The sequence below is a fragment of the Streptomyces sp. NPDC127117 genome (genome assembly GCF_042677325.1).
Taxonomy (GTDB): domain Bacteria; phylum Actinomycetota; class Actinomycetes; order Streptomycetales; family Streptomycetaceae; genus Streptomyces.
Map to the genome: position 1 here is coordinate 1 of NZ_JBHXTM010000096.1, position 20066 is coordinate 20066.

Consider the following 20066-nt stretch of genomic DNA (forward strand, 5'->3'; position numbering starts at 1 on the left):
TAGGCAATACGAGTTGGCACTTTGTCTGGGGGGCTCGTTGTTGTGTATAAGAGACAGCCTCCCCTGTCTCCCTGCGGCGCCCGGGGCCCGCATGCCTGAGGCATGCGGGCCCGGGGAAGGCGTACGACGTCGCGCCGGTCGGTTCAGTAGCGCAGGGCCGCCGCGATCCGTCCGTGCTCGGCGAGCGAGTCGTCCGGGAGGAAGACCACGTCGGCGCCGCTGTCCAGGGCCGACTCGACGAGCTCGTCCACGATGTCCTCGCGGACCGTGCCGTCAGTGAGGTCCACGGTCTCGCCGCTCACCGGCTCCAGGTGCTCGTCCGTCACCCGGACCGTCCGCTGGAAGTGCTCCTCCACCGTGACCAGTCCGGCACGGCCCTCCCGTACGGCCGCCCACACCTCGTCGAGACCACCGGCGAAGGCACGACGGCCACGGGCCTCGTCCAGTTTGCCGTCGATCTCCGCCGCGAACCGCTGCCGCCGTTCGTCCAGCGCCGGTCGCAGCTCCTTGAGCAGCTCGCTCGGTGACATGTCGGCGGGCGCACCCTTGGTGACCCGGCCGACGGCCGACTTGGCGCCCTCCCCGACCTCGTCCAGCAGAGCGAGGGCGGGGGCGAGGCCCATCAGATAGAGCGGGCGAGGGTCCTCGGCCAGGACCGTGCGCAGCTTCTCGTCGACCGTGCGCAGGAAGTTGCGCGTCTCCTCGTCGTTGAAGGTGCTGGGGGTGTCGCCGACCCGCTCCTCGCGCTGCGGGTCGGACGGCTCCTGCGGAGCAGTCAGCGGGAACCCGCCGCTCCGCTCCTCGCGCAGGGCGTCCGCCGTGCCGCTCCACAGGACGGCCCGGTCGGCCGACACGGTGAGTGCCCAGAACGGCTGGGCCTGTGCCTTCGCGGCGACCAGATTGCGGGTCAGGTAGGTGTCGCTGAGCACCACCCGCTCGGGCGCGGTGCGCGGAAGCTGCCAGATCCGGTGTTCGTCGGCGGTGACGAGGAGGACCAGGGCGTCCAGGGCCCGTCGGGGATCCACCTCGGTGACCGCCCGGTCGAGTTGTTCCTTGAGCGCGGTCCGTGCCTCGCGGGTGACGGCGGGGTCCGCTTCCAGCCGCCCGGCGGCCTCGGCCACCAGGTTGCGCAGCCGAACGGCGTCCTGGGCGTTGTCCGGAGCGCGGCGGTGCGTCGGCATGGTCAGGGACAGGGCCGGATAGGGCTTGACCGCCCGCAGCCTCTGCAGCAAGCCGGCGGTCAGGGCATCCGTATCCATCGTTGTCTCCAGAGGTTTCGGCCGGAATCCGCTCCCGAGCGAAGCGGGTGAATTCAACGAGTCAATTCATACCTTTTGATCCTAATATGGGCGAGTTCATCATTCTCTGTTCCCAGGAGGTGCATGCGGTGGCCACGACCTTCCGCACTGCCCTCCGCTCCCTCGCGTCCCCGGGCCGAGCGCGGCTGACGGCCGGAGCCGGGTGAGTACCGCCGCCGACGCCGTCACCGAGGCCCTGAGCGAACTGCACACGCGGTTCACCAGGCTGCGGGACGGCCGACCGGCCGACTACATCCCGCAGTTGGCGCGGACCGACCCGGACGCCTTCGGGCTGGCCCTGATCAGCATGGACGGCCACCTCTACAGCGCGGGTGACGCCGGCACCCCGTTCACCATGCAGTCCGTGTCGAAACCGTTCGTCTACGCACTCGCCCTGTCCGTCCTCGGGCTCGACGAGGTGAGCCGCTGGGTCAACGCCGAGCCCAGCGGGGAGGCGTACAACGCCATCAGCCTGGAACCGGACACCGGGCGGCCCGACAACGCCATGGTCAACGCGGGGGCCATCATCACCACCGCGCTGATCCCGGACACCCCCGCCGCCCCGAGGTCCGACCGCATCCTCGACTGCCTGAGCCGCTTCGCCGGCCGGCGACTGGACGTGGACGAGCAGGTGTACGCCTCCGAGGCCGCCACCGGTGACCGCAACCGCGCCCTCGCCTATCTGATCCGGAGCACCGGGCCGCTGCCCGTCGACCCGGTCGCCGCGGTCGAGACGTACTTCAGACAGTGCGCGGTACGGGTCACCGCACTGGACCTGGCCGCGATGGCAGCCACCCTTGCGAACGGCGGCGTGAACCCGCTCACCGGTGACGCGGTGGTCCCGGAGCCGGTCGCCGCGCAGGTGCTCGCGGTGATGGCGACCTGCGGCATGTACGACGCCTCCGGCGAGTGGCTGCTGCGCGTCGGGCTGCCGGCGAAGAGCGGTGTGTCCGGCGGGCTGATCGCCGCCGGCCCCGCACGGTTCGGCCTGGCCACCTACAGCCCCCGGCTGGACCCGAGCGGCACCTCGGTGCGCGGGCGCGCCGCGCTCGGTGCCCTGTCGGAGAGGCTCGGCCTGCATCTGATGCACAATCCGGCGCTGGCCGCCTCCACCGTCACGCTCGTCGCCACCGCCGGTGATCTGCCCGCCGCCGGGGCCGCCCCGCAGGACCGCGCCCTGCGCGAACGGGTCGGGGTCGTGGTCGCCCAGGGAGCGATCGACTTCACCGCGGCCGAGCGGGTGCTGTACGCGCTGGACGAGTCGCGCACTCAGGGGGCCGGACCCGTCGTGCTGGACCTGGGGCAGGTGACCGGCGTCGACCGGGTGGCCCGGGCGATGCTGCGCGGCGGGCTCGGCCGGATCGCGGCGGAGGGGGTGCGCACCGCCGTCGCCGACCCGGCACGGCGGCTCGCGCTGCCCGGCCCCGGACAGCGGGGCGCACCGCCGGACCCGCGGTCCTTCGCCACCCGTGAACAGGCCGTGGCCTGGTGCGCCGGAGGTCCGGCCGGCTGAGCACCCCGGCCGGTCCGGCGGATGCCCGCCGGACCGGCCGGAGCGGTCCGGTCTACCAGATGGACTCGACCCACTCGGGGTGATCGATGAACGGGTTCCGGTTGTGCTGGTACTGGTCGAATATGACGTCGTTGCGCCGCTTCTCGAAGGTGTCCGGCGGGTCCTCCTGGCTCCACGCCTTCAGCACCGACAGCCGCCCGATGTTCGGGGCGGAGCCGTTGTTCACCTTGTCGTTGGGCTCCAGGTCCGGGAAGGAGTCGTCGCCCTCGTAGCGCACCGCCATGTAGAGCAGCATGCGCGCGACATCGCCCTTGACCGCGTCGCGCGGCTCGAAGGAGTCGCTGTCCGTGTAGTTGCCCGGCGCGCCGCTGACCGCGCTGCCGCCGTTGTCGAAGTCCTTGTTGCCCCGGATCGAGTTGACGGTGACGTCCTCCGGGCGCAGGTGGTGGATGTCGGTACCGGGGCCGGTGGCGGTGCCGAAGTCGCCGTGCGACTTGGCCCAGACGTGCTCGCGGTTCCAGTCCCCGACCGAGCCTCCGTTGGAGTTCTTGGACTGGGAGCGGCCGGTGTAGAGGAGGATCACGTTCGAGCTGTTGGCGGGGTCCTCGTCGGTGTCCTTGAGGGCTTCCCAGACCTGGCTGTAGGAGAGCTTGGTCTGGTCGCTGATGATCTCGTGCAGAGCGCTCTTCAGCGCGGTCCCGCTCTTGCCGAGCGCGTCCTGGTAGTACGTGTCGTCGAGTACCCGCAGCGGTGACGCGGTGGTGGGCGCGGCCTCGGGGGTGGCGGCCGGGGCGGCGGCCGCGGTGCCGCCGAGCACCGCGAAGGCGGCAAGGGTCGCCAGCAGCGGGCGCCGGTAACGAAGGTGACGACGGGACATGTGGGGTGTCCTCTCCGGAAATGAGTGCGCCGCGGCACCGTCACAAGGTGGGGGGCGGCGCCGCGGCGGTCGTGTGTGGTACGCGGGAGCCTTCCACACGCACCGTGACCGAGGTGTGAACAGCGTGTACCTATCATGTGCAGGTCAAGTGATGGCTCGATCCCGATGCCCGGAGAGGTTCGGGAGGCCTCGGATGCGGTGGGCCGGGCACGGGGCGAGAATGACCGAAAGGACCGAGGAGGCGGCATGAGCGACGAGCCCGAATCCGTATCCGCGTCTCGGGGAGTGACTCCCGACAGCCTCTTGCACACCGGCGGCAGCGATCATCCGTCGGCAGAGGACCTGGTTCTCGCCTCCGGGCGGGACCTGACTCCGAAGAATCTCCAGTGGGCGGAGCGCAGACTCGCCCAGGAGGGCCGCTCCGCGATCGACAAGGTGCTGCCCTAGGGTCTTTCGTTCGGATCGGGCCGGGTCAGGGAGCGGGGTCCGGTGTCGTGCGTCGCAGGGCGGAGGAGGGAGTCGGGGCGTCGCCCCGACTCCCGACGACAACGCGGCGAGGTGCGGCACCGGACCCCCGCGAGCCCGGCATGATCCGAACGAGAGGCCCTGGGTCCGTCGCTGTCTCGGACCCAGGGGTCGGCGCGGGGAGTGTGTGGGCCCTCCCCGCGGCTCGGCTAGCCTGGGTGGACAATGAACCGTTTGACGACGTCAGGGGCCGGGTTCGAGCTCGCCCGCTACCCCGAGGACCCGCGCGACCAGCTCCGCGCCTGGGACGCTGCCGATGAGTATCTGCTGCGGAGGCTGGAAGGGGCCGACGGGACGGATCCGGTCGGTCTGTCGGGCGCCGTGGTCGTGGTGGGCGACCGCTGGGGCGCGCTGAGCACCGCACTGGCGGAGCACCGGCCCGTACAGATCACCGACTCGTATCTGGCGCAGCGCGCGACCCTGGCGAACCTGGGCCGCAATGGCGTGGACGCGGACGCGGTACGCCTGCTCTCGGCCAGGGACACTCCGCCGGACCGCATCGACGTCCTGCTGGTACGTGTCCCGAAGAGCCTCGCGCTCCTTGAGGACCAGCTGCACCGGCTCGCGCCGGCCGTCCACCCCGGCACGGTCGTCATCGGCACCGGGATGGTCAAGGAGATCCACACCTCCACCCTCAAGCTCTTCGAGCGGATCATCGGCCCGACCCGCACCTCGCTCGCGGTCAAGAAGGCCCGGCTGATCTTCTGCACCCCGGGCGCCGGAACGCCCCGTACGCCCAGCCCCTGGCCGTACCGGTACGACCTGCCCGAGGGGCTCGGACCGGTCTCCGGCCGGACCGTCACCAACCACGCCGGGATCTTCTGTGCCGAGCGCCTCGACATCGGCACCCGGTTCTTCCTCGGCCACCTCCCCGCGCGCAGCGGCCCCGACCGGGTGGTCGACCTCGGCTGCGGGAACGGTGTCGTCGGGCTGTCCGCGGCGCTCGCCAACCCCGAGGCGACGGTCACCTTCATCGACGAGTCGTACCAGGCGGTCGCCTCCGCCGAGGAGACCTTCAGGGCCAACACCGGACCGGAGGCCAAGGCCGAGTTCACCGTCGGCGACGGGCTGGCGGAACTGCCGCCCGCCAGCGTGGACCTGGTGCTCAACAACCCGCCGTTCCACTCCCACCAGGCCACCACCGACGCGACGGCCCGCACCATGTTCCACGGCGCCCGTGACGCGCTGCGGCCCGGCGGCGAGCTGTGGGTGGTCGGCAACCGGCACCTCGGCTACCACACCCGGCTCCGCCGTATCTTCGGCAACTGCACCACGGTCGCGGGCGACCCGAAGTTCGTCGTCCTGCGCGCCGTCAGGCGCTGATCGCGCCGGAACCGTCCCGGCCCTTCCGGATTCTTGCAACACGTTCTACTGTGTGCGCCGCCGCACACGGACGACGCGACCGCGAGACTCCCGGAGGGGCCGTGCACCTCGAATACACGCCTGAACAGCAGCAGTTGCGCGCCGAGCTGCGCGCGTACTTCGCCGCCCTGGTCCCCGACGACGCCTACGCCCGCTACGCCGCCCCCGCGGCCCAGAAGGCCTTCTACCGGGAGACGATCCGCCGCCTGGGCACCGACGGCTGGCTCGGTGTCGGCTGGCCGACGGAGTACGGCGGGCGCGGACTGTCCCCGATGGAACAGTTCATCTTCTTCGACGAGGCCGCACAGGCAGGGGTGCCGCTGCCGCTGATGGCCCTCAACACCGTCGGCCCGACGATCATGCGGTACGGCACCGACGAGCAGAAGGCGTACTTCCTGCCGAAGATCCTCTCCGGCGAGATCGACTTCGCGATCGGGTACAGCGAGCCCGACGCCGGCACCGACCTCGCCGCCCTCAAGACCCGGGCGGTGCGCGACGGCGACGAGGACACCGGCCACTACACGGTCAACGGGCAGAAGATCTGGACGACCAACGGCGACACCGCGGACTGGGTGTGGCTCGCCGTCCGCACCGACCCGGACGCGGCACCGCACAAGGGCATCACCATGCTGCTCGTCCCGACCACGGACCCCGGCTACTCCTGCACCCTGATCAACACCCTCGCCTCGCACGACACCACCGCCAGCTACTACGAGAACATCCGCGTCCCCGTCTCCCGCCGCGTCGGCGAGGAGAACCAGGGCTGGCGGCTCATCACCAACCAGCTCAACCACGAACGCGTCACCCTCGCCGCCCACGGCACCATGGCGATCCGCGCCCTCCACAACGTCCAGCGCTGGGCGGCCGACACCCGGCTCACGGACGGCCGCCGCGTGATCGACCTCGGCTGGGTCCGCGCTCTGCTGGCCCGCACCCACACCAGGCTCGACGCCATGAAGCTCCTGAACTGGCAGATGGTCACCGCGGTGCAGAACGCCACCCTCACTCCGCAGGACGCCTCGGCCGTCAAGGTCTACGGCTCCGAGGCCCGCCGCGACGCCTACGCCTGGCTGATGGAGATCGTCGGCTCGGCGGGACCGCTCAAGGAAGGCTCGGCGGGCGCCGTACTGCACGGCGAACTCGAACGCGGATACCGCTCCGCCGTCATCTTCACCTTCGGTGGTGGCAACAACGAGATCCAGCGGGAAATCATCTCGTGGATCGGGCTGGGGATGCCGCGCGTGCGGCGCTGAGGGCGTGTGACGAGGATTCATGGTTGGCACAGGAGAGGCATGGTTGGCACTGGCCGCAGCCCGCAGTCATCGGGATGCCGGCTCCGACGGGAAGGTCGTGCCGTGACCACGGCGGGGCACCACGAAGGTTCGGACTGAGGGGATGGCTCACGTGGTGGTGGTGTGAGCTGTGGCATGACGTCTCTTCAGGGGGCGATCTGCCGCGGCGGCTGGTTCCTGACGGTCTGTCGGAAATTGACGTTCCCTTGCTGTCGTCGTTCGACGCCCGCCCTCAAGCCGCCGGTCCGCGGCATACCCGCCATGCGTTCCCGACGTGGAACCCGCCGACGACGCCCGGCCGAACTCCTCGCGGACAAGGCGGACTTCTCCACCGAACACCTGGCCTGGCCGCCCGAGCGGGGAGTCGTCCCACGCATCGCACGGCCGGGCATCGAGTCCGGCGGACAGCTCGGCCGGCACCGCTGGAGGACCGAGCGGTCCATCGCCCGGCTCTTCGGCCGCCGGCGCCTCACCATCCGGTACGGGCGATCCGGCTCCCGCTTCCACGCCTTCCTCGGGTGAGCCACTGCCCTCACCTGCTGAGAGAAGCCCGCAGCACTCGACACAGCTGATCGGCACGGAACTGGCCGCGCGTCAGCTCTTTAGGCTTCCGGCGGACAGCCCAGAGCGCCAGAACCGCTGGAGGGCGAGGAAGGCGATACAGAGGGGGACCACCGACACCATGGAGCCCGTGACGACGATGTCGTACCAGGGCTGATCCCGGAGCTGGCTGTTCCAGAAGTAGAGCCCCAGGGTGAGCGGCCAGCGTGAGTCGTCGGCGAGCATCATCAGTGGCAGGAAGAAGTTGTTCCAGATCCCCACGAACTGGAACAGGCAGATGGTGACCAGCGCGGGCGACATAAGCCGCAGGGCGATGGTGAAGAAGATCCGGAGTTCTCCCGCGCCGTCGACCCGGGCGGCGTCGGTGAGTTCGTCGGGCACGGAGGCTTCGGCGTAGACGCGGGCGAGGTAGACCCCGAAGGGGGTGACGGCGCTCGGGATCAGCACCGACCAGTACGTGTTGACGAGGCCGGTCGACGAGGCGAGCAGATACAGCGGGAGGGCGAGCAGCGGCGGGGGGATGAGCACCGCGCCGAGGATCACGGCGAAGACACCCTCCCGGCCCTTGAAGGGATATTTGGCCAGGGCGTATCCGGCCATCGCGGCGAACAGCGTCGCCACCAGGGCCCCGACCCCGCAGTACAGAAGGCTGTTGAGGAGCCAGCGGCCGAAGATGCCGTCGCTGTGCCGGAAGACCTTCGTGAGGTTGTCTGCGAGGTGGAAGTGCGAGCCGAACCAGAAGCCGTTGCTGCCGAACAGGTCGCCGTTGGATTTCGTCGCAGAGACGATCAGCCACCAGATCGGCAGCAGGAAGTAGCCCGCGATCGCGAACAGCAGCACGGTGGTGCTCAGTCGGGCGGCCGAGGTGCCGCGACGGCGGGCGGGCGGCGCCGCCCGCCCGGGGCCGGACCCGCGGTGCAGGGGTGTGGGCTGCGTGCTCATCGCGATCCTCGTGTGCTCAGGCGCAGGAAGCCGTAGGACAGGGCGAATGTGGCAAGGGCCAGGACCACCGCGACAGCCGCGGCGAAGTTGTAGTCGTTGAGGCCGAAGGCAGCCTGGTAGGAGAGCATCACCGGGGTGTAGTTGCTGCTGATCGCGGCGGCCATGGGGCGCAGCACCATCGGTTCGCCGAACAGTTGCAGCGTGCCGATGATGGAGAAGACGCCGGTCAGGGTGAGGGCCGGGCGCACCAGCGGCACCTTGATGTGCCAGGCGATCCGGAATCCGGAGCATCCGTCCAGCTCGGCGGCCTCGTACAGCTCCTTGGGGACGGATTGCAGCGAGGTGTAGATGATCAGCATGTTGTAGCCGGTCCAGGACCAGGTGACGATGTTGCCGATCGAGAAGAGGATCACATCGCGGGAGAGGAAGTCGACGTCTGCGCCGATGCTCCTGCCGACGTCGTTCAACGGACTGATGCCGGGCATGTAGAGAAAGGCCCACAGCACCGCCGCGATCACACCGGGGATCGCGAACGGCAGGAAGTACGCCACGCGGAAGAAGCGTTTGAACCGTGCCACTTGGGAGTCGAGGAGCAGGGCGAGGAGCAGCGCGAGACCCAGCATCACCGGCACCTGGACGAGGCCGAAGACCAGGACCCTGCCCACGCCCTTCAGGAACGTGCTGTCGGTGAGCACCCGCGTGTAATTGTCCAGGCCGGCGAAGACCGTGCGCGGTGCCCCGAAGCCGAGCCCGGAGCGCTCCACCCGGAACAGGCTCTGATGGACGGCGTAGCCGATCGGGATGACGAACACGGCCAGGAACAGGACGCCGAACGGGGCGAGCAGCACTGCGGCGGAGCGGTTGCGCCGGGCGGTGAGACTGCTGCCGGAGCGGCGGCGAGAGGGCCGCCGCTTCCGGCCCGGGGCACCGGCGAGCCGGTCCGGACCGTGATCGCCCGACGGTGCCGGCCGGTTCGCGACCGGCACCGTCGGGGATTCCGCATCGCGGGTCATCTGACTTTCACGCCCTTGGACTCGATCGCCGAGAGCGTCTTCTTCTGTACGTTGTCGAACGCGTCGAACAGCGTGCCGGAACCGGCGTAGGCGTTGGCGGTCGCCTCGTCCAGGTCGACACCGAACTGCGACTGCGTGGGGCCCCACTGCCAGCTCGTGTCCGTGTGCCGGGCGGCTTCGCCGAACACCTTGTAGATGTTCTGGCCGCCGTAGTAGTCCACGCCCTTGTTCACCTCGGGCAGTTCGAGTCCGGCGGTGGCGGCCGGGTAGATGCCGGTCTTCGTGATCAGATTCTTGAGGCTGTCGGGGTCGGTGCTCATCCAGGTGGCGAACTCGACTGCTTCGTCCTTGTGCTGACAGCCCTTGAGCAGGGCCGTGCTGCCGCCGCCGTCGTTGCCGAACTTCTTCTCCCCGGCGGTCCACTGCGGCATCGGGGCGACGGCGAACCTGTCCTTGGCCTTGGGGGCGTTCTGGGCGATCAGCGGGTTCAGCCAGACCGCGCCGATCGCCGTGGCCACCTTGCCGGACTGTAGGCCGCTCCACCACGCGGGGCTGTAGCCCTGGTCCGTGGCCACCAGCTTCTTGTCCACCAACTGCTGCCAGTAGTCGGCGAGTTGACGCGACTGGCTGTCGTTGACGCCGACGTGCCACGCGTCGCCCTCGGTGCCGAACCACTTGGCGCCCTTCTGCCAGGCCAGGCCGGACAGGGTGATCGCCCGCAGGTTCACGATGTGGGCCTCGGGGTCGGCCTTGTGCAGCTTCTCGGCCGCCTTGGCGTACTCGTCCCAGGTCGCCGGCACCGAGATGCCGTACTTCTTGAAGACGTCCTTGCGGTAGTACATGGCCATCGGGCCCGTGTCGACCGGGATGCCGTAGGTCCTGCCCGCGACGGTGACCTGGTTCCACGTCCACGGAACGAACTTGTCCTTCGCGGCACCGGCCTCCTGGGAGACGTCCTCCAGGGCGCCTTCGAGCAGGAACGTGGGTATGGACTCGAAGCCGATCTGCGCCAGACAGGGGGCGTTGCCCGCCTTCACCGCCGAGAGCATCTTGTCGTAGCCGCCCTGGCCACCGGACGGCAGCTTCTTGAAGGTGACCTTGATGTTCTTGTGGGTGGCGTTGAACAGCTCGGCCGACTCGTCGTAGCCAGGGGCCCAGCCCCAGAACTCCAGATGGACGGTGCCGTCGGCGGCCTTGCCGTCGCCGCTCCCTCCGCACGCCGCTGCTGCCAGGACCAGGGTGGCGGCGGACAGACTTCCGAGTACGGCCCGCCTTCTGGAGCTCGCGGCCAACTTAGCAAGCATTTATGTGCACCTTCCCGTTGCAAAGAACTGGAAATTACTCAGGTTCTTGGGCACGTTGAACGTGAGGAGCCTGGTGCTGCCCTCGAAGGTCGAGGGGTGGGGCTGTAGTTTCCCGAGGCGCTGAGGTCCGGTACTTGTATCCACCGCGAGGCGAAGCTCAGTATTTGTGGGGCGCTCCGTGACGTCAAGACCATAGATCGGATACATTCCAGCCGTGGAGATCCGTAGCTCAGAAATATCGGATGGACATTGAACCGGCTGCGAGGCTGCCTTCATCGCCGCGTCGGCCGTGATCCCGCCGTCGGACACCGGGCCGGGACCGGACCGGCGGCCGGAGCGCCATGGGGAGGCTGAGCGGACCGCAGGGCGACGGTGCCCCGGTCGCCGTCGCCCTGCGACCGTCCCGATCATGGCGCGGTCGGCGCCTGCGCCGCTTGCACCCGGCATCACGTCGGGTGCGGTGCTCCCGGCCCTCGTCGCAGGAGTGGCCCGAGCCGCACGATCAGCAAGCCCTACCGAAAGACAGAAAGGCTGACACCGTCATGTCGGAAGTTCGCGGCTATGAAGCCGAACCGTGTTACAGCATCTCCGCAGAGGTGGGCGCCGGGTACCGGGAGGCGGTCGCCGGACTCGCCCCGGGTCTTGTCCTCGCCGTCGACGGCCCGGCGGCCGTGGACTGGGAGACGGTTGCCGCCGGGATCTGCGATGCACTGGCCGCCCGCGCCGTCGCGACCGAACAGACCGACCTGCGCGAGCACTTCGCGCCCTGGCCGGACGTCCTCGCCCTGACCGCCTCCGCGGTACTGGAGGACGACCCGGACTTCGCCCCGCTGTCCCGGGCCGGGCTCGCCGACTTCTTCACCGGGCTGCCGGAGCCCGGGGCCGACGACGGCACCGTAACGGTCGTCTTCGGACCGGGCGCGGCCCTGGTGCCGCACGACCGGCTCTGGTACGCGGACCTGCCCAAGCGGTACGCCGAGGCCCAGATCACCGGCGGGACCGGCCGCAACCTGGGGCAGCCCGCCGGTACCGGGGCGGGCACGACCCGTCGGCTCTTCTACATCGACTGGCCCGTCCTCGACCGGCACCGCGACACCCTCGTATCCGGCGTCGACCTGTGGCTGGACACCCAGGACGCGCAGGCTCCGTCCTGGCTGGAGGGCGCCGCACTGCGCGCTGCCCTCGCAGATCTGGCCGGGCGGCCCTTCCGTACCCGCCCCACCTTCAACACCACTTCCTGGGGCGGACATTGGGCCCAGAAGCAACTCGGCTTCAACCAGGAGGGGGCCAACACCGCGCTGGGCTACGAGCTCATCGCTCCCGAGAGCGGGATTCTGGTGGGTACGCCGGACGGTCCGCGGGTCGAGGTGCCCCTGCAGGCACTGGTCGCCTCGCACCCCGAGGCGATCCTCGGCGACGACGTCCACACGAGGTTCGGCACCTCGTTCCCGATCCGCTTCGACTACCTCGACACCGTCGGCGGTGGCAACCTCTCCGTCCACTGCCACCCGCGGTCGGACTACATGCGCCGCGTATTCGGATGGCCGTACACCCAGCACGAGACCTACTACATGATGCTCGGCGGGCCCGGCCGGCAGGTGTTCCTGGGGCTGCGCCAGGACGCCGACCTCGCGGCCTTCCGACACGAGGCGGACCGGGCGTTCCACGACGGCGTGCCGTTCGACATCGAACAGTACGTCCAGACCTTCCCGGCCGATCCGCACCAGATCTTCCTCATCCCGGGCGGCACCCCGCACGGCAGTGGCGAGGGCAATGTCGTACTGGAGATCAGCGCGACCCCGTATCTGTACAGCCTTCGCCTCTACGACTGGCTGCGCAAGGACAGCGAAGGCAGGCAGCGGCCGGTCCACGTCGGCCACGCGTTCGAAAACCTGGACCCGGACCGGTCGGGGGAGACCGTGGCCAGGGACCTGGTTCCCACGCCCCGCACCCTGCGCTCGGGCGACGGCTGGCACGAGGACGTCATCGGCCGCCTCCCGGAGATGTTCTTCGAGGTCCGGCGGATCGCACTGGCGCCGGACACCGTCACGGACGACGAAACGGACCACCGCTTCCACGTCCTCAACGTCGTGGAGGGCGACGGAATCCTCCTGGAGACCAGCGGCGGCCACCGCCATGTGCTGGCGTACGCCGAGACACTGACCGTGCCCGCCGCGGTCGGCGCCTACCGGGTGCGGGCCCTCGGCGGGGGACCGGTGCGCTATGTGAAGGCGCTGGTGCGGTGAGCCCCGCCGACGAGGCCACCGTCTCGGTCCTTGAGGTCGGCGGCACCCATGTGACCGCGGCCGTTGTCGACGTCCGCGCCCGCAGCCTCCGGTCCGGCTGCTCGTTCCGTGAGGCGGTGGACAGTAACGGCAGTGCCGAGGAGATCCTGTCGGCCCTCGTCCGCTGCGCCGACCGGCTGCCCGGCCTCGGCGCGGGCCCATGGGCCATGGCACTGCCCGGTCCGTTCGACTACGAGCGCGGGATCGGGCGGTTCGAAGGGGTCGGCAAGTTCGAAGCGCTGCGGGGGATCGATCTGCGGGCCGCCCTGACAGCGTCGCTGCCCGGCGCCACCGCACTCAGCTTCTGCAACGACGCGGACGCGTTCGTGCTCGGCGAGTGGTGGGCCGGGGCGGCGCACGGGCACCGCACCGTCGCCGGTATCACGCTCGGGACCGGTGTGGGTTCCTGCTTCCTGCGCGACGGCCGGATACTGCGGCACGGTCCCGGGATCCCTCCCGAAGGCTGGGTCCACAACCTGCGGTACGCGGGCGGCCCCCTGGAGGAGACGGTGTCCCGGCGTGCCCTGCGGCGGGCCTACGCACGGGCGACCGGCGCGGCGCCGCCCGACGTCCGGGAGATCGCCCGGCGGGCGCGGCAGGGGGACCGGGCCGCGGCCGAGGTGTTCACCGAGACGTTCCGTGCCCTGGGAAGGGTGCTCGGGCCACTGCTCGCCGCCTTCGAACCGACGGTTCTGGTGGTCGGGGGCGCCATCGCGGGGGCCTGGGACCTCCTGGCGGAGCCGCTGCGCGCAGGGCTCGCCGAGGCCGATCCGGTCCGCAACCGACGCGTCGTCATCACCCCGGCGCACCGGCCGGACGAGGCCCCGCTGCTCGGCGCGGCCTACCTGGCCGGGGCGTGCGGTCGACCGGGCGACCGCACCGCGCCGCTCGGAGACTCCCGCTGACTCCGGCCCGGCACGTGCGGGATCCGGAGGAAGCCGGACGAAGGACGAGAAGAAAGATCTCATCTCGGTGCCCTCGTCACATCATCACCGGCGGCGCATCAGCACGCCGCCGGCCTCGCCCCGGATGCCTCTCGGCCCCGGCCACCGTCCAGCGGGCGGCGGCACGATGCTGAGCGGCTTCCCGCTGTACGGCCGGCACAACTTCGCGCACGTCGGCCGGACCCCTCTCCGCCTTCTTCCGGGGATTGCGCGGAGCGGATCCCCCGAGAGGCCCCCTCCATCCACACCCCCGACCCCCTGGGAACAGCTGTGACACCTCCCCGTTCCACCGCCGAACTGACCGTGACCGAGCGCGGCTTCCTGCGCGCCGGACGCCCCCACCAGATCGTCTCCGCCGCCATCCACTACTTCCGTGTCCACCCCGAACTGTGGGAGGACCGGCTGCTGCGGCTGCGCGCCATGGGCGTCAACACCGTCGAGACCTACATCGCCTGGAATCTGCACCAGCCTGCCCCCGGGCAGACCGACTTCTCCGGACAGGCCGATGTCGCCCGCTTCCTGCGCACCGCCGCCCGGCTCGACCTGGACGTGATCGTGCGACCCGGCCCCTACATCTGCGCCGAGTGGGAGTTCGGCGGCCTCCCCGCATGGCTGCTGGCCGACCCCGGGCTGCGGTTGCGCCGCACCGACGACCGCTATCTGGCCGCCGTGGACGCCTGGTTCGACCAGCTGATCCCAGTCCTGCGCCCCCTGCTCGCCGGCCGGGGCGGTCCGGTGATCGCCGTCCAGGTCGAGAACGAGTACGGCAGTTACGGCCATGACACCCCCTACCTCGATCATCTGCGGCAGGGTCTGATCCGACGCGGCGTGGACTGCCCGCTGTTCACAGCCGACGGAGCCACTGACGGCGTACTGCGCGGGGGCATGCTGCCCGGCACCCTGGCGACCGCGACCTTCGGCTCACAGCCCGAGGAGTCACTGGCGACCTTGCGCCGCCACCAGCCGACCGGCCCGCTGATGTGCTCCGAGTACTGGCACGGCTGGTTCGACCACTGGGGCGAGCACCACCACGTACGGAACGCGGACGAGGCCGCCGGGGAGCTGGACCGGATGCTGGCTCAGGGCGCCTCGGTCAACCTCTACATGGGCCACGGCGGCACGAACTTCGGATGGTGGAACGGAGCCAACCACAACGAGACCGACTACCAGCCCACCTGCACCAGCTACGACTATGACGCTCCGGTCGGCGAGGCCGGAGAGCTGACCGAGAAGTTCCACGCGTTCCGCGCGGTGATCGAGCGGCACCGTGGCCCGATCCCGTACGCGATACCCGCGACACCGGACCGGCTCGCCCCGCAGACGGTACGGCCGAACGGTGCGGTGGCGCTGGCAGACTGTCTCGACGTGCTCTCCACTCCTCGGCAGCGGCTCTCACCGGAGCCGATGGAGGTGCTGGGCCAGTCACTGGGGCTGATCCACTACCGCACGTGGCTCCGTGGCTCCTTCCCCGACTCGACCCTGCGCGTGCACGGCCTCGCGGACCGGGCCCAGGTGTTCCTCGACGGAGTGCCGCTCGGCGTCCTGGAGCGGACGGGGTCGCTCGACGCGCTGCCGATCAACGTCCCCGACACCGGTGCCGAACTCGACCTGCTGGTGGAGAACATGGGACGAATCAACTACGGCCCCATGCTGGAGGATCGCAAGGGCATCAGCGGCGGCGTCCGGATCGACGGCCAGTACCAGTTCGACTGGGAGATCCGCCCCCTCCCGCTGACCGATCTGGCAGGCCTGCGGTTCGGGGCCGCCGAACAGGTCGAGGGCCCGGCCTTCCACCGTGCGACGCTGGAGGTACCGGAACCGGCCGACGGTTTCCTGGCCCTGCCGGGCTGGACCAAGGGCCAGGTGTGGTTGAACGGCTTCGCCCTCGGCCGTTACTGGGACCGCGGACCCCAGCGCACCCTGTACGCCCCTGCCCCGGTGTGGCGGGCCGGCCGGAATGAACTCGTGATCCTGGAACTGCACCGGCCGGGCGAGCGGATCGAGCTCCGCGACGCCCCGGATCTGGGCCCGACCGACTGACCTCCGGACTGCCAAGTGGCTCCGGTCCGTATTCCTTCCGGACCGGAGCCACCTGAAGCGAGTCCCGGAGGGCCGACGGGATCCGCCTGCCCGAATCAGCTCTGGCCGTGCCCGAAGTACGCGGCCAGGTCCCGGTCCGGGGCCGCGACCTCGACGGCCCGGCCGCCCTCCCGCAACGACATGGTGGCCGCGTGGCCGGCGGCCACCGCCTCGCGGGCCGCGACGGGCGAGGTGACGGTGGCTCCGCCGTCCCGCACGAACCGCAGGAATTCCGCCATCAGCACGGGATCGGCGCCCCCGTGCGTGCCGGCCGGTGTGTGCACGGGCACCACCAGATCGGCCTCGGCGCGGCCGTCGGAGCGGCGGTTCCACACGTGGACCTCCGCTCCCTCCGAGTCGCCGAAGTTCTCCAGGCGCCCCTCGGTGCCGATCACCGTGTAGTTGCGCCAGTAGTCGGGGGTGTAGTGACACTGCTGGTAGCTCGCGAGAACTCCGTTGTCCAGCTGCATCTGCATCATGCTCAGGTCCTCCACGTCCACCACCGGGTGGAGACCGGTCTGGCTGAGTGGCGGCCAGTTCTCCGTCGACAGCCACTCGGTCATCCGCTCCCCGCTGCGGTCACGGTGTGAGTCGATGTCCCCGTAGACCGTCAGCCCGCCCATGGCGTTCACCCGCCGGGTGTAGCCGCCGGCCAGCCAATGGATGACATCAATGTCGTGCGCGCCCTTCTGCAGCAGCAGGCCGGTGGTGAGGCGTCGGTCCGCGTGCCAGTCCTTGAAGTAGAAGTCCCCGCCGTGGCCGACGAAATGGCGGCACCAGATGGCCTTGACCTCGCCGATCGCCCCCTTGACGATCAGTTCACGCATGGCCACCACGACCGGCATGTGGCGCATGTTGTGGCCCACGTACAGCGGGGTCCGATGCCGGTGAGCTGCCGCGAGCAGCCGGTCACACCCCTCGGTGGTGATTGCCATCGGTTTGTCCAGGAACACTGGTACACCAGCCTGAAGGAAGTCCAGGCCTATCCCCTCGTGCGTGTGGTCCGGAGTCAGCACCAGCACGCCGTCGAGTCCCGCGTCGAGCAGCTCATGGTGATCCGCGGCGGTCCGCACCTGGGTGCCGAATCGCTGTTCGGCGCGCGTCAGCAACTGTCGGTCGCGGTCGCAGGCGGCGGCCACCAGTGAGCCCGATCCGGGCCGGTGGGCCAGATCGGCCAGGTCGCTGCGATTACCCAGGCCGATGACGCCGAGCCTGATGTCGTCCAAGGTGCTTGCCCTTTCAGAAGGTTTCGACCCCAGCAGGGCGAGGATGACCGGACAATAGATCTGGAACATGCCCGGTTGCATGGTGAGATTGTCTTGATTCTGAGGGGGTCGGGATGGTGTCGACCGCCAGGACGGCCGCGCTCACGGGGGCGCTGCGACCGAGCGAAGAAGGATGCTTCCCCGGTGAGAGGTGGGGTGAGGCGGTCGGTGCGGGACGGAACGAGTCTGAGGTCACCGGATCCTGGCGTCAAGAGTTTGAATGTGATTCACTGACCCCGGATTAGCTGATGTATCAGAAACATATCGCAAATGGCGTGTCTCGGCGTCGCTCGGAGAGCTCACGCCCGACGTGGACCGCCGTACTGTCCGGACCGCCGTACTGTCCGGGCCGCCGTGACATGGATCGACGGATGAGTGGATCGACGTGAAAGGGGAGCGCCGTTGACCCGCGCAGCCCGCAGCACCGCACCCGCGCCACAACCCCCGGGCGACGGGGCCGGTTACCGTCCCGGCTACGAGGTCGCGGCCGAACGCATCCTTGAGTACCTCGTCCTGGCCGGCCTGGGGCCCGGTGCCCGGCTGCCCACCGAGCAGGACCTGGCCGACCGGGTGGGGACGAGCCGGACCGTGGTCCGCGAGGCGGTGAAAATCCTCTCCGCGCTGGGCCGGCTGTCCGTACACAAGGGCCGCGGCATCTATGTCGCCCAGCCCGATCAGTCCTCCTGGCAGCACTCCCTGACCCATTTCCTGCCCGCCGATCTGCGTCAGGTCGACGAACTCTTCGAATTCCGGCGCCACTTGGAAACCACTACCGCCCGCCTGGCCGCCGAACGCGCCACCCCCGCCCAGGTCAAGGCCGTCCGCGCGGCCGCCCACCAGTCCACCCGGGCCGCCCAGGTGGACGACATCGACGCCTTCAGCCACGCCGACGACACCTTCCACACCGCCATCGCCGCAGCCACCAACAACGCCTTCTTCGCCGCCACCATCGACACCCTGCGTCGCCTGCAACACCAGGTCACCGCCATAGGACTGGCCGGCCTCGCGGGCGGCTCCCTGCGCGACGCCGCCGCCCAGCACGAAGCCATCGCCCACGCCGTCGCCACCGGCGAACCCACGCACGCGCACACCCTCATGGCCCACCACATCGACCGGACCACCCACCAGTTCCAACGAGAGATCCGGCACCGCATCGCCCCGGGCCACCCCAACGCCTGAACCCCACACCACCACCCATGAAGGACACCCATGCGAATCACCGACGTGACTGTGGAACTGGTCGATCTGCCCGCTCAGCCGCCCTTCCGGTGGCGGGCAGGGCTGCCCGGATCGGAGCCGGCGGTCGTGGGCGGGATCCTGCGGGTCCACACGGACGAAGGCCTGGTGGGCGAGGCGCACACGAGACGTGGGGTGATCGTCGCCGATCTGGTGAACCGCCGTATACGTGAGGACCTGCTCGGCCGCGACCCGCTGATGCGCGAGCTGCTGTGGCACCGCCTGTGGGAGCTGGACCGCATAGAGGAGCTCCCCATCTACGCGCTCGGCCTGGTCGACGTAGCGCTGTGGGATCTGGCCGGCCTCGCCGCCGGGCAGCCGGTCCACCGGCTGCTCGGCCCCTACCGCGAGGCCATCCCCGCCTACGCGAGCACGGTCACCTTCGGCAGCGTCGAGGAGTACCTCGATGTGGCCGACCAGTGTCTGGAGCTCGGCTACTCCGCCATCAAGCTGCACGCGTGGGGAGACCCGCGAGCCGACGCGGACCTGTGCCAGAAGCTGCGGGCCCACGTCGGTGACGACGTGCCGCTCATGTACGACGGCTCGGCCGGGTTCGACCTCGCGGACTCGGTGTACCTCGGCCGCGCACTGTCCGAGGCGGACTACCTGTGGTACGAGGAGCCGATGCGCGAGTTCAGCGTGACCGCCCACCGGTGGCTGGCCGAACAGGTCGACATTCCGCTGCTGGTCGCGGAGACCTCCGACGGCGCGCATTTCAACGCTGGTGACTTCATCATGGCGGGCGCGGCGAGCCGGGTCCGCACCAGCGCGCAGCTCAAAGGCGGGATCACCGGAGCCCTGCGCATCGCGCACCTGGCCGATAGCTACAACCTGCGAGCCGAGGTGCACGGCAGCGGAGTGGTCAACGCCCACCTGTGCATGGCGATCCCCAACACCACCTACTACGAGTCCCTCGTCTACACCAACCCCGTACAGCGCGAGCCGGCGGTCGGCGCCGACGGGCTGGTGCGGGCGCCGTCGGCGCCCGGCATCGGCTTCGACCAACCGGGCTGGTGATGACTTCTGATCGAGCCAACAGGACGGCCCCGGCCCGTCTTTGACGGTATCTCAGATTCCAGCGTCTCGACGTCCCAGCGCTTCGTGGAAAGGAGCCACACCGTGCCCGTGCAACGCTACGCCTCGGTCATACGCCTGCGTGGGGAACTCGAGGCGGAATACCGCGCCTTGCACGCGGCGGCCTGGCCCGAGGTCCTCGCGACCCTCAAGCGCGCCCACATCGGCAACTACTCGATCTTCCTGCGTGACGGGCTGCTCTTCAGCTACGTCGAGTACACCGGCGAGGACTACGCGGCCGACACCGCACTCATCGCCGAGTGCCCGGTCACCCGGGACTGGTGGGCCCGTACCGACCCCTGCCAGCAGCCACTGGACAGTGTCGGCGACGGCGAGTGGTGGGCACCTGCCGAAGAGGTCTTCCATCTCGAGTGACATCAGGGGCAAGAGGCGGAGGGGGGGGGGGCTCGACAGACCGCCCCCGCACGAAAGAAAAAAAAAAACACCCAACAACACAAAAAAAAAGAACAATTAAAAAAGAGAAATAAAAATAAAA

General features: G+C 69.7%; 17 protein-coding genes. 11 read left to right on the forward strand and 6 right to left on the reverse strand.

What is annotated here, in order from left to right; genetic code table 11:
* Nucleotides 1-143 precede the first annotated feature (143 nt).
* Nucleotides 144-1259, reverse strand: coding sequence for a chemotaxis protein (locus ACFVH0_RS39110; protein ID WP_385828194.1), 1116 nt, complete (start codon nt 1257-1259; stop codon nt 144-146).
* Nucleotides 1260-1461: 202 nt separating this feature from the next.
* On the opposite strand from ACFVH0_RS39110, the gene glsA reads away from it, so the two are divergent.
* Complete coding sequence (gene glsA / locus ACFVH0_RS39115; protein ID WP_385828195.1) at nt 1462-2811, forward strand: glutaminase A; 1350 nt, start codon at nt 1462-1464, stop codon at nt 2809-2811.
* 52 nt (nt 2812-2863) lie between these two features.
* On the opposite strand, the gene ACFVH0_RS39120 is transcribed toward glsA, so the two are convergent.
* A complete protein-coding gene (locus tag ACFVH0_RS39120) occupies nt 2864-3688 on the reverse strand; it encodes an endonuclease I family protein (RefSeq protein ID WP_385828196.1) in 825 nt (274 codons plus the stop codon).
* A 246-nt stretch (nt 3689-3934) separates the two neighbouring features.
* Between ACFVH0_RS39120 and ACFVH0_RS39125 the strand changes: the two genes are divergently transcribed.
* The 4 genes from ACFVH0_RS39125 to ACFVH0_RS39140 all read left to right on the forward strand — a co-directional run bounded on the left by ACFVH0_RS39125 (nt 3935) and on the right by ACFVH0_RS39140 (nt 7389).
* A complete protein-coding gene (locus tag ACFVH0_RS39125) occupies nt 3935-4135 on the forward strand; it encodes a hypothetical protein (RefSeq protein WP_259928011.1) in 201 nt (66 codons plus the stop codon).
* 243 nt (nt 4136-4378) lie between these two features.
* Entirely contained in the window at nt 4379-5536 is a 1158-nt protein-coding gene (locus ACFVH0_RS39130; protein WP_385828197.1) for a methyltransferase, read from the forward strand.
* A gap of 101 nt (nt 5537-5637) precedes the next feature.
* Nucleotides 5638-6828, forward strand: coding sequence for an acyl-CoA dehydrogenase family protein (locus tag ACFVH0_RS39135; RefSeq protein ID WP_385828198.1), 1191 nt, complete (start codon nt 5638-5640; stop codon nt 6826-6828).
* A 300-nt stretch (nt 6829-7128) separates the two neighbouring features.
* A complete protein-coding gene (locus ACFVH0_RS39140) occupies nt 7129-7389 on the forward strand; it encodes a hypothetical protein (RefSeq protein ID WP_385828199.1) in 261 nt (86 codons plus the stop codon).
* 72 nt (nt 7390-7461) lie between these two features.
* On the opposite strand, the gene ACFVH0_RS39145 is transcribed toward ACFVH0_RS39140, so the two are convergent.
* The 3 genes from ACFVH0_RS39145 to ACFVH0_RS39155 are packed head-to-tail and all read right to left on the reverse strand — an operon-like array spanning nt 7462 to nt 10687.
* Nucleotides 7462-8370 (reverse strand): carbohydrate ABC transporter permease, encoded by a 909-nt coding sequence (locus ACFVH0_RS39145; RefSeq protein ID WP_385828200.1) that lies wholly within the window; start codon nt 8368-8370, stop codon nt 7462-7464.
* On the reverse strand, nt 8367-9383 hold the full coding sequence (locus tag ACFVH0_RS39150; RefSeq protein WP_385828201.1) for a carbohydrate ABC transporter permease: 1017 nt from the start codon (nt 9381-9383) through the stop codon (nt 8367-8369). The genes ACFVH0_RS39145 and ACFVH0_RS39150 overlap by 4 nt, the downstream gene beginning before the upstream one ends.
* Complete coding sequence (locus ACFVH0_RS39155) at nt 9380-10687, reverse strand: ABC transporter substrate-binding protein (RefSeq protein ID WP_385828202.1); 1308 nt, start codon at nt 10685-10687, stop codon at nt 9380-9382. Before ACFVH0_RS39155 ends, ACFVH0_RS39150 begins: the two co-directional genes overlap by 4 nt.
* A 542-nt stretch (nt 10688-11229) precedes the next feature.
* Between ACFVH0_RS39155 and ACFVH0_RS39160 the strand changes: the two genes are divergently transcribed.
* From ACFVH0_RS39160 to ACFVH0_RS39170, 3 genes are all read left to right on the forward strand, one after another.
* Nucleotides 11230-12933, forward strand: a complete 1704-nt coding sequence (locus ACFVH0_RS39160; RefSeq protein ID WP_385828203.1) for a class I mannose-6-phosphate isomerase — start codon at nt 11230-11232, stop codon at nt 12931-12933.
* Complete coding sequence (locus tag ACFVH0_RS39165) at nt 12930-13877, forward strand: ROK family protein (RefSeq protein WP_385828204.1); 948 nt, start codon at nt 12930-12932, stop codon at nt 13875-13877. Before ACFVH0_RS39160 ends, ACFVH0_RS39165 begins: the two co-directional genes overlap by 4 nt.
* A gap of 309 nt (nt 13878-14186) precedes the next feature.
* Complete coding sequence (locus ACFVH0_RS39170) at nt 14187-15956, forward strand: beta-galactosidase family protein (RefSeq protein ID WP_385828205.1); 1770 nt, start codon at nt 14187-14189, stop codon at nt 15954-15956.
* 95 nt (nt 15957-16051) lie between these two features.
* Here the strand turns inward: ACFVH0_RS39170 and ACFVH0_RS39175 are convergent, their stop codons facing one another.
* Nucleotides 16052-17221 carry a Gfo/Idh/MocA family protein gene (locus ACFVH0_RS39175; RefSeq protein ID WP_385828209.1) on the reverse strand — a complete coding sequence of 390 codons (1170 nt, stop codon included), beginning with the start codon at nt 17219-17221 and terminating at the stop codon, nt 16052-16054.
* A 441-nt stretch (nt 17222-17662) separates the two neighbouring features.
* Between ACFVH0_RS39175 and ACFVH0_RS39180 the strand changes: the two genes are divergently transcribed.
* The 3 genes from ACFVH0_RS39180 to ACFVH0_RS39190 all read left to right on the forward strand — a co-directional run bounded on the left by ACFVH0_RS39180 (nt 17663) and on the right by ACFVH0_RS39190 (nt 19945).
* Entirely contained in the window at nt 17663-18439 is a 777-nt protein-coding gene (locus tag ACFVH0_RS39180) for a FadR/GntR family transcriptional regulator (RefSeq protein ID WP_385828206.1), read from the forward strand.
* Between the two features lie 30 nt (nt 18440-18469).
* On the forward strand, nt 18470-19513 hold the full coding sequence (locus ACFVH0_RS39185) for an enolase C-terminal domain-like protein (RefSeq protein ID WP_385828207.1): 1044 nt from the start codon (nt 18470-18472) through the stop codon (nt 19511-19513).
* A 102-nt stretch (nt 19514-19615) separates the two neighbouring features.
* Nucleotides 19616-19945 carry an L-rhamnose mutarotase gene (locus ACFVH0_RS39190; protein WP_385828208.1) on the forward strand — a complete coding sequence of 110 codons (330 nt, stop codon included), beginning with the start codon at nt 19616-19618 and terminating at the stop codon, nt 19943-19945.
* Nucleotides 19946-20066 lie beyond the last annotated feature (121 nt).

Bases quoted from the DNA above. Each gene is read 5' to 3' on its own strand.
- ACFVH0_RS39110 (WP_385828194.1), bottom strand. From the start codon at position 1,259: ATGGATACGGATGCCCTGACCGCCGGCTTGCTGCAGAGGCTGCGGGCG.
- ACFVH0_RS39120 (WP_385828196.1), bottom strand. From the start codon at position 3,688: ATGTCCCGTCGTCACCTTCGTTACCGGCGCCCGCTGCTGGCGACCCTT.
- ACFVH0_RS39125 (WP_259928011.1), top strand. From the start codon at position 3,935: ATGAGCGACGAGCCCGAATCCGTATCCGCGTCTCGGGGAGTGACTCCC.
- ACFVH0_RS39130 (WP_385828197.1), top strand. From the start codon at position 4,379: ATGAACCGTTTGACGACGTCAGGGGCCGGGTTCGAGCTCGCCCGCTAC.
- ACFVH0_RS39140 (WP_385828199.1), top strand. From the start codon at position 7,129: ATGCGTTCCCGACGTGGAACCCGCCGACGACGCCCGGCCGAACTCCTC.
- ACFVH0_RS39145 (WP_385828200.1), bottom strand. From the start codon at position 8,370: ATGAGCACGCAGCCCACACCCCTGCACCGCGGGTCCGGCCCCGGGCGG.
- ACFVH0_RS39150 (WP_385828201.1), bottom strand. From the start codon at position 9,383: ATGACCCGCGATGCGGAATCCCCGACGGTGCCGGTCGCGAACCGGCCG.
- ACFVH0_RS39155 (WP_385828202.1), bottom strand. From the start codon at position 10,687: ATGCTTGCTAAGTTGGCCGCGAGCTCCAGAAGGCGGGCCGTACTCGGA.
- ACFVH0_RS39160 (WP_385828203.1), top strand. From the start codon at position 11,230: ATGTCGGAAGTTCGCGGCTATGAAGCCGAACCGTGTTACAGCATCTCC.
- ACFVH0_RS39185 (WP_385828207.1), top strand. From the start codon at position 18,470: ATGCGAATCACCGACGTGACTGTGGAACTGGTCGATCTGCCCGCTCAG.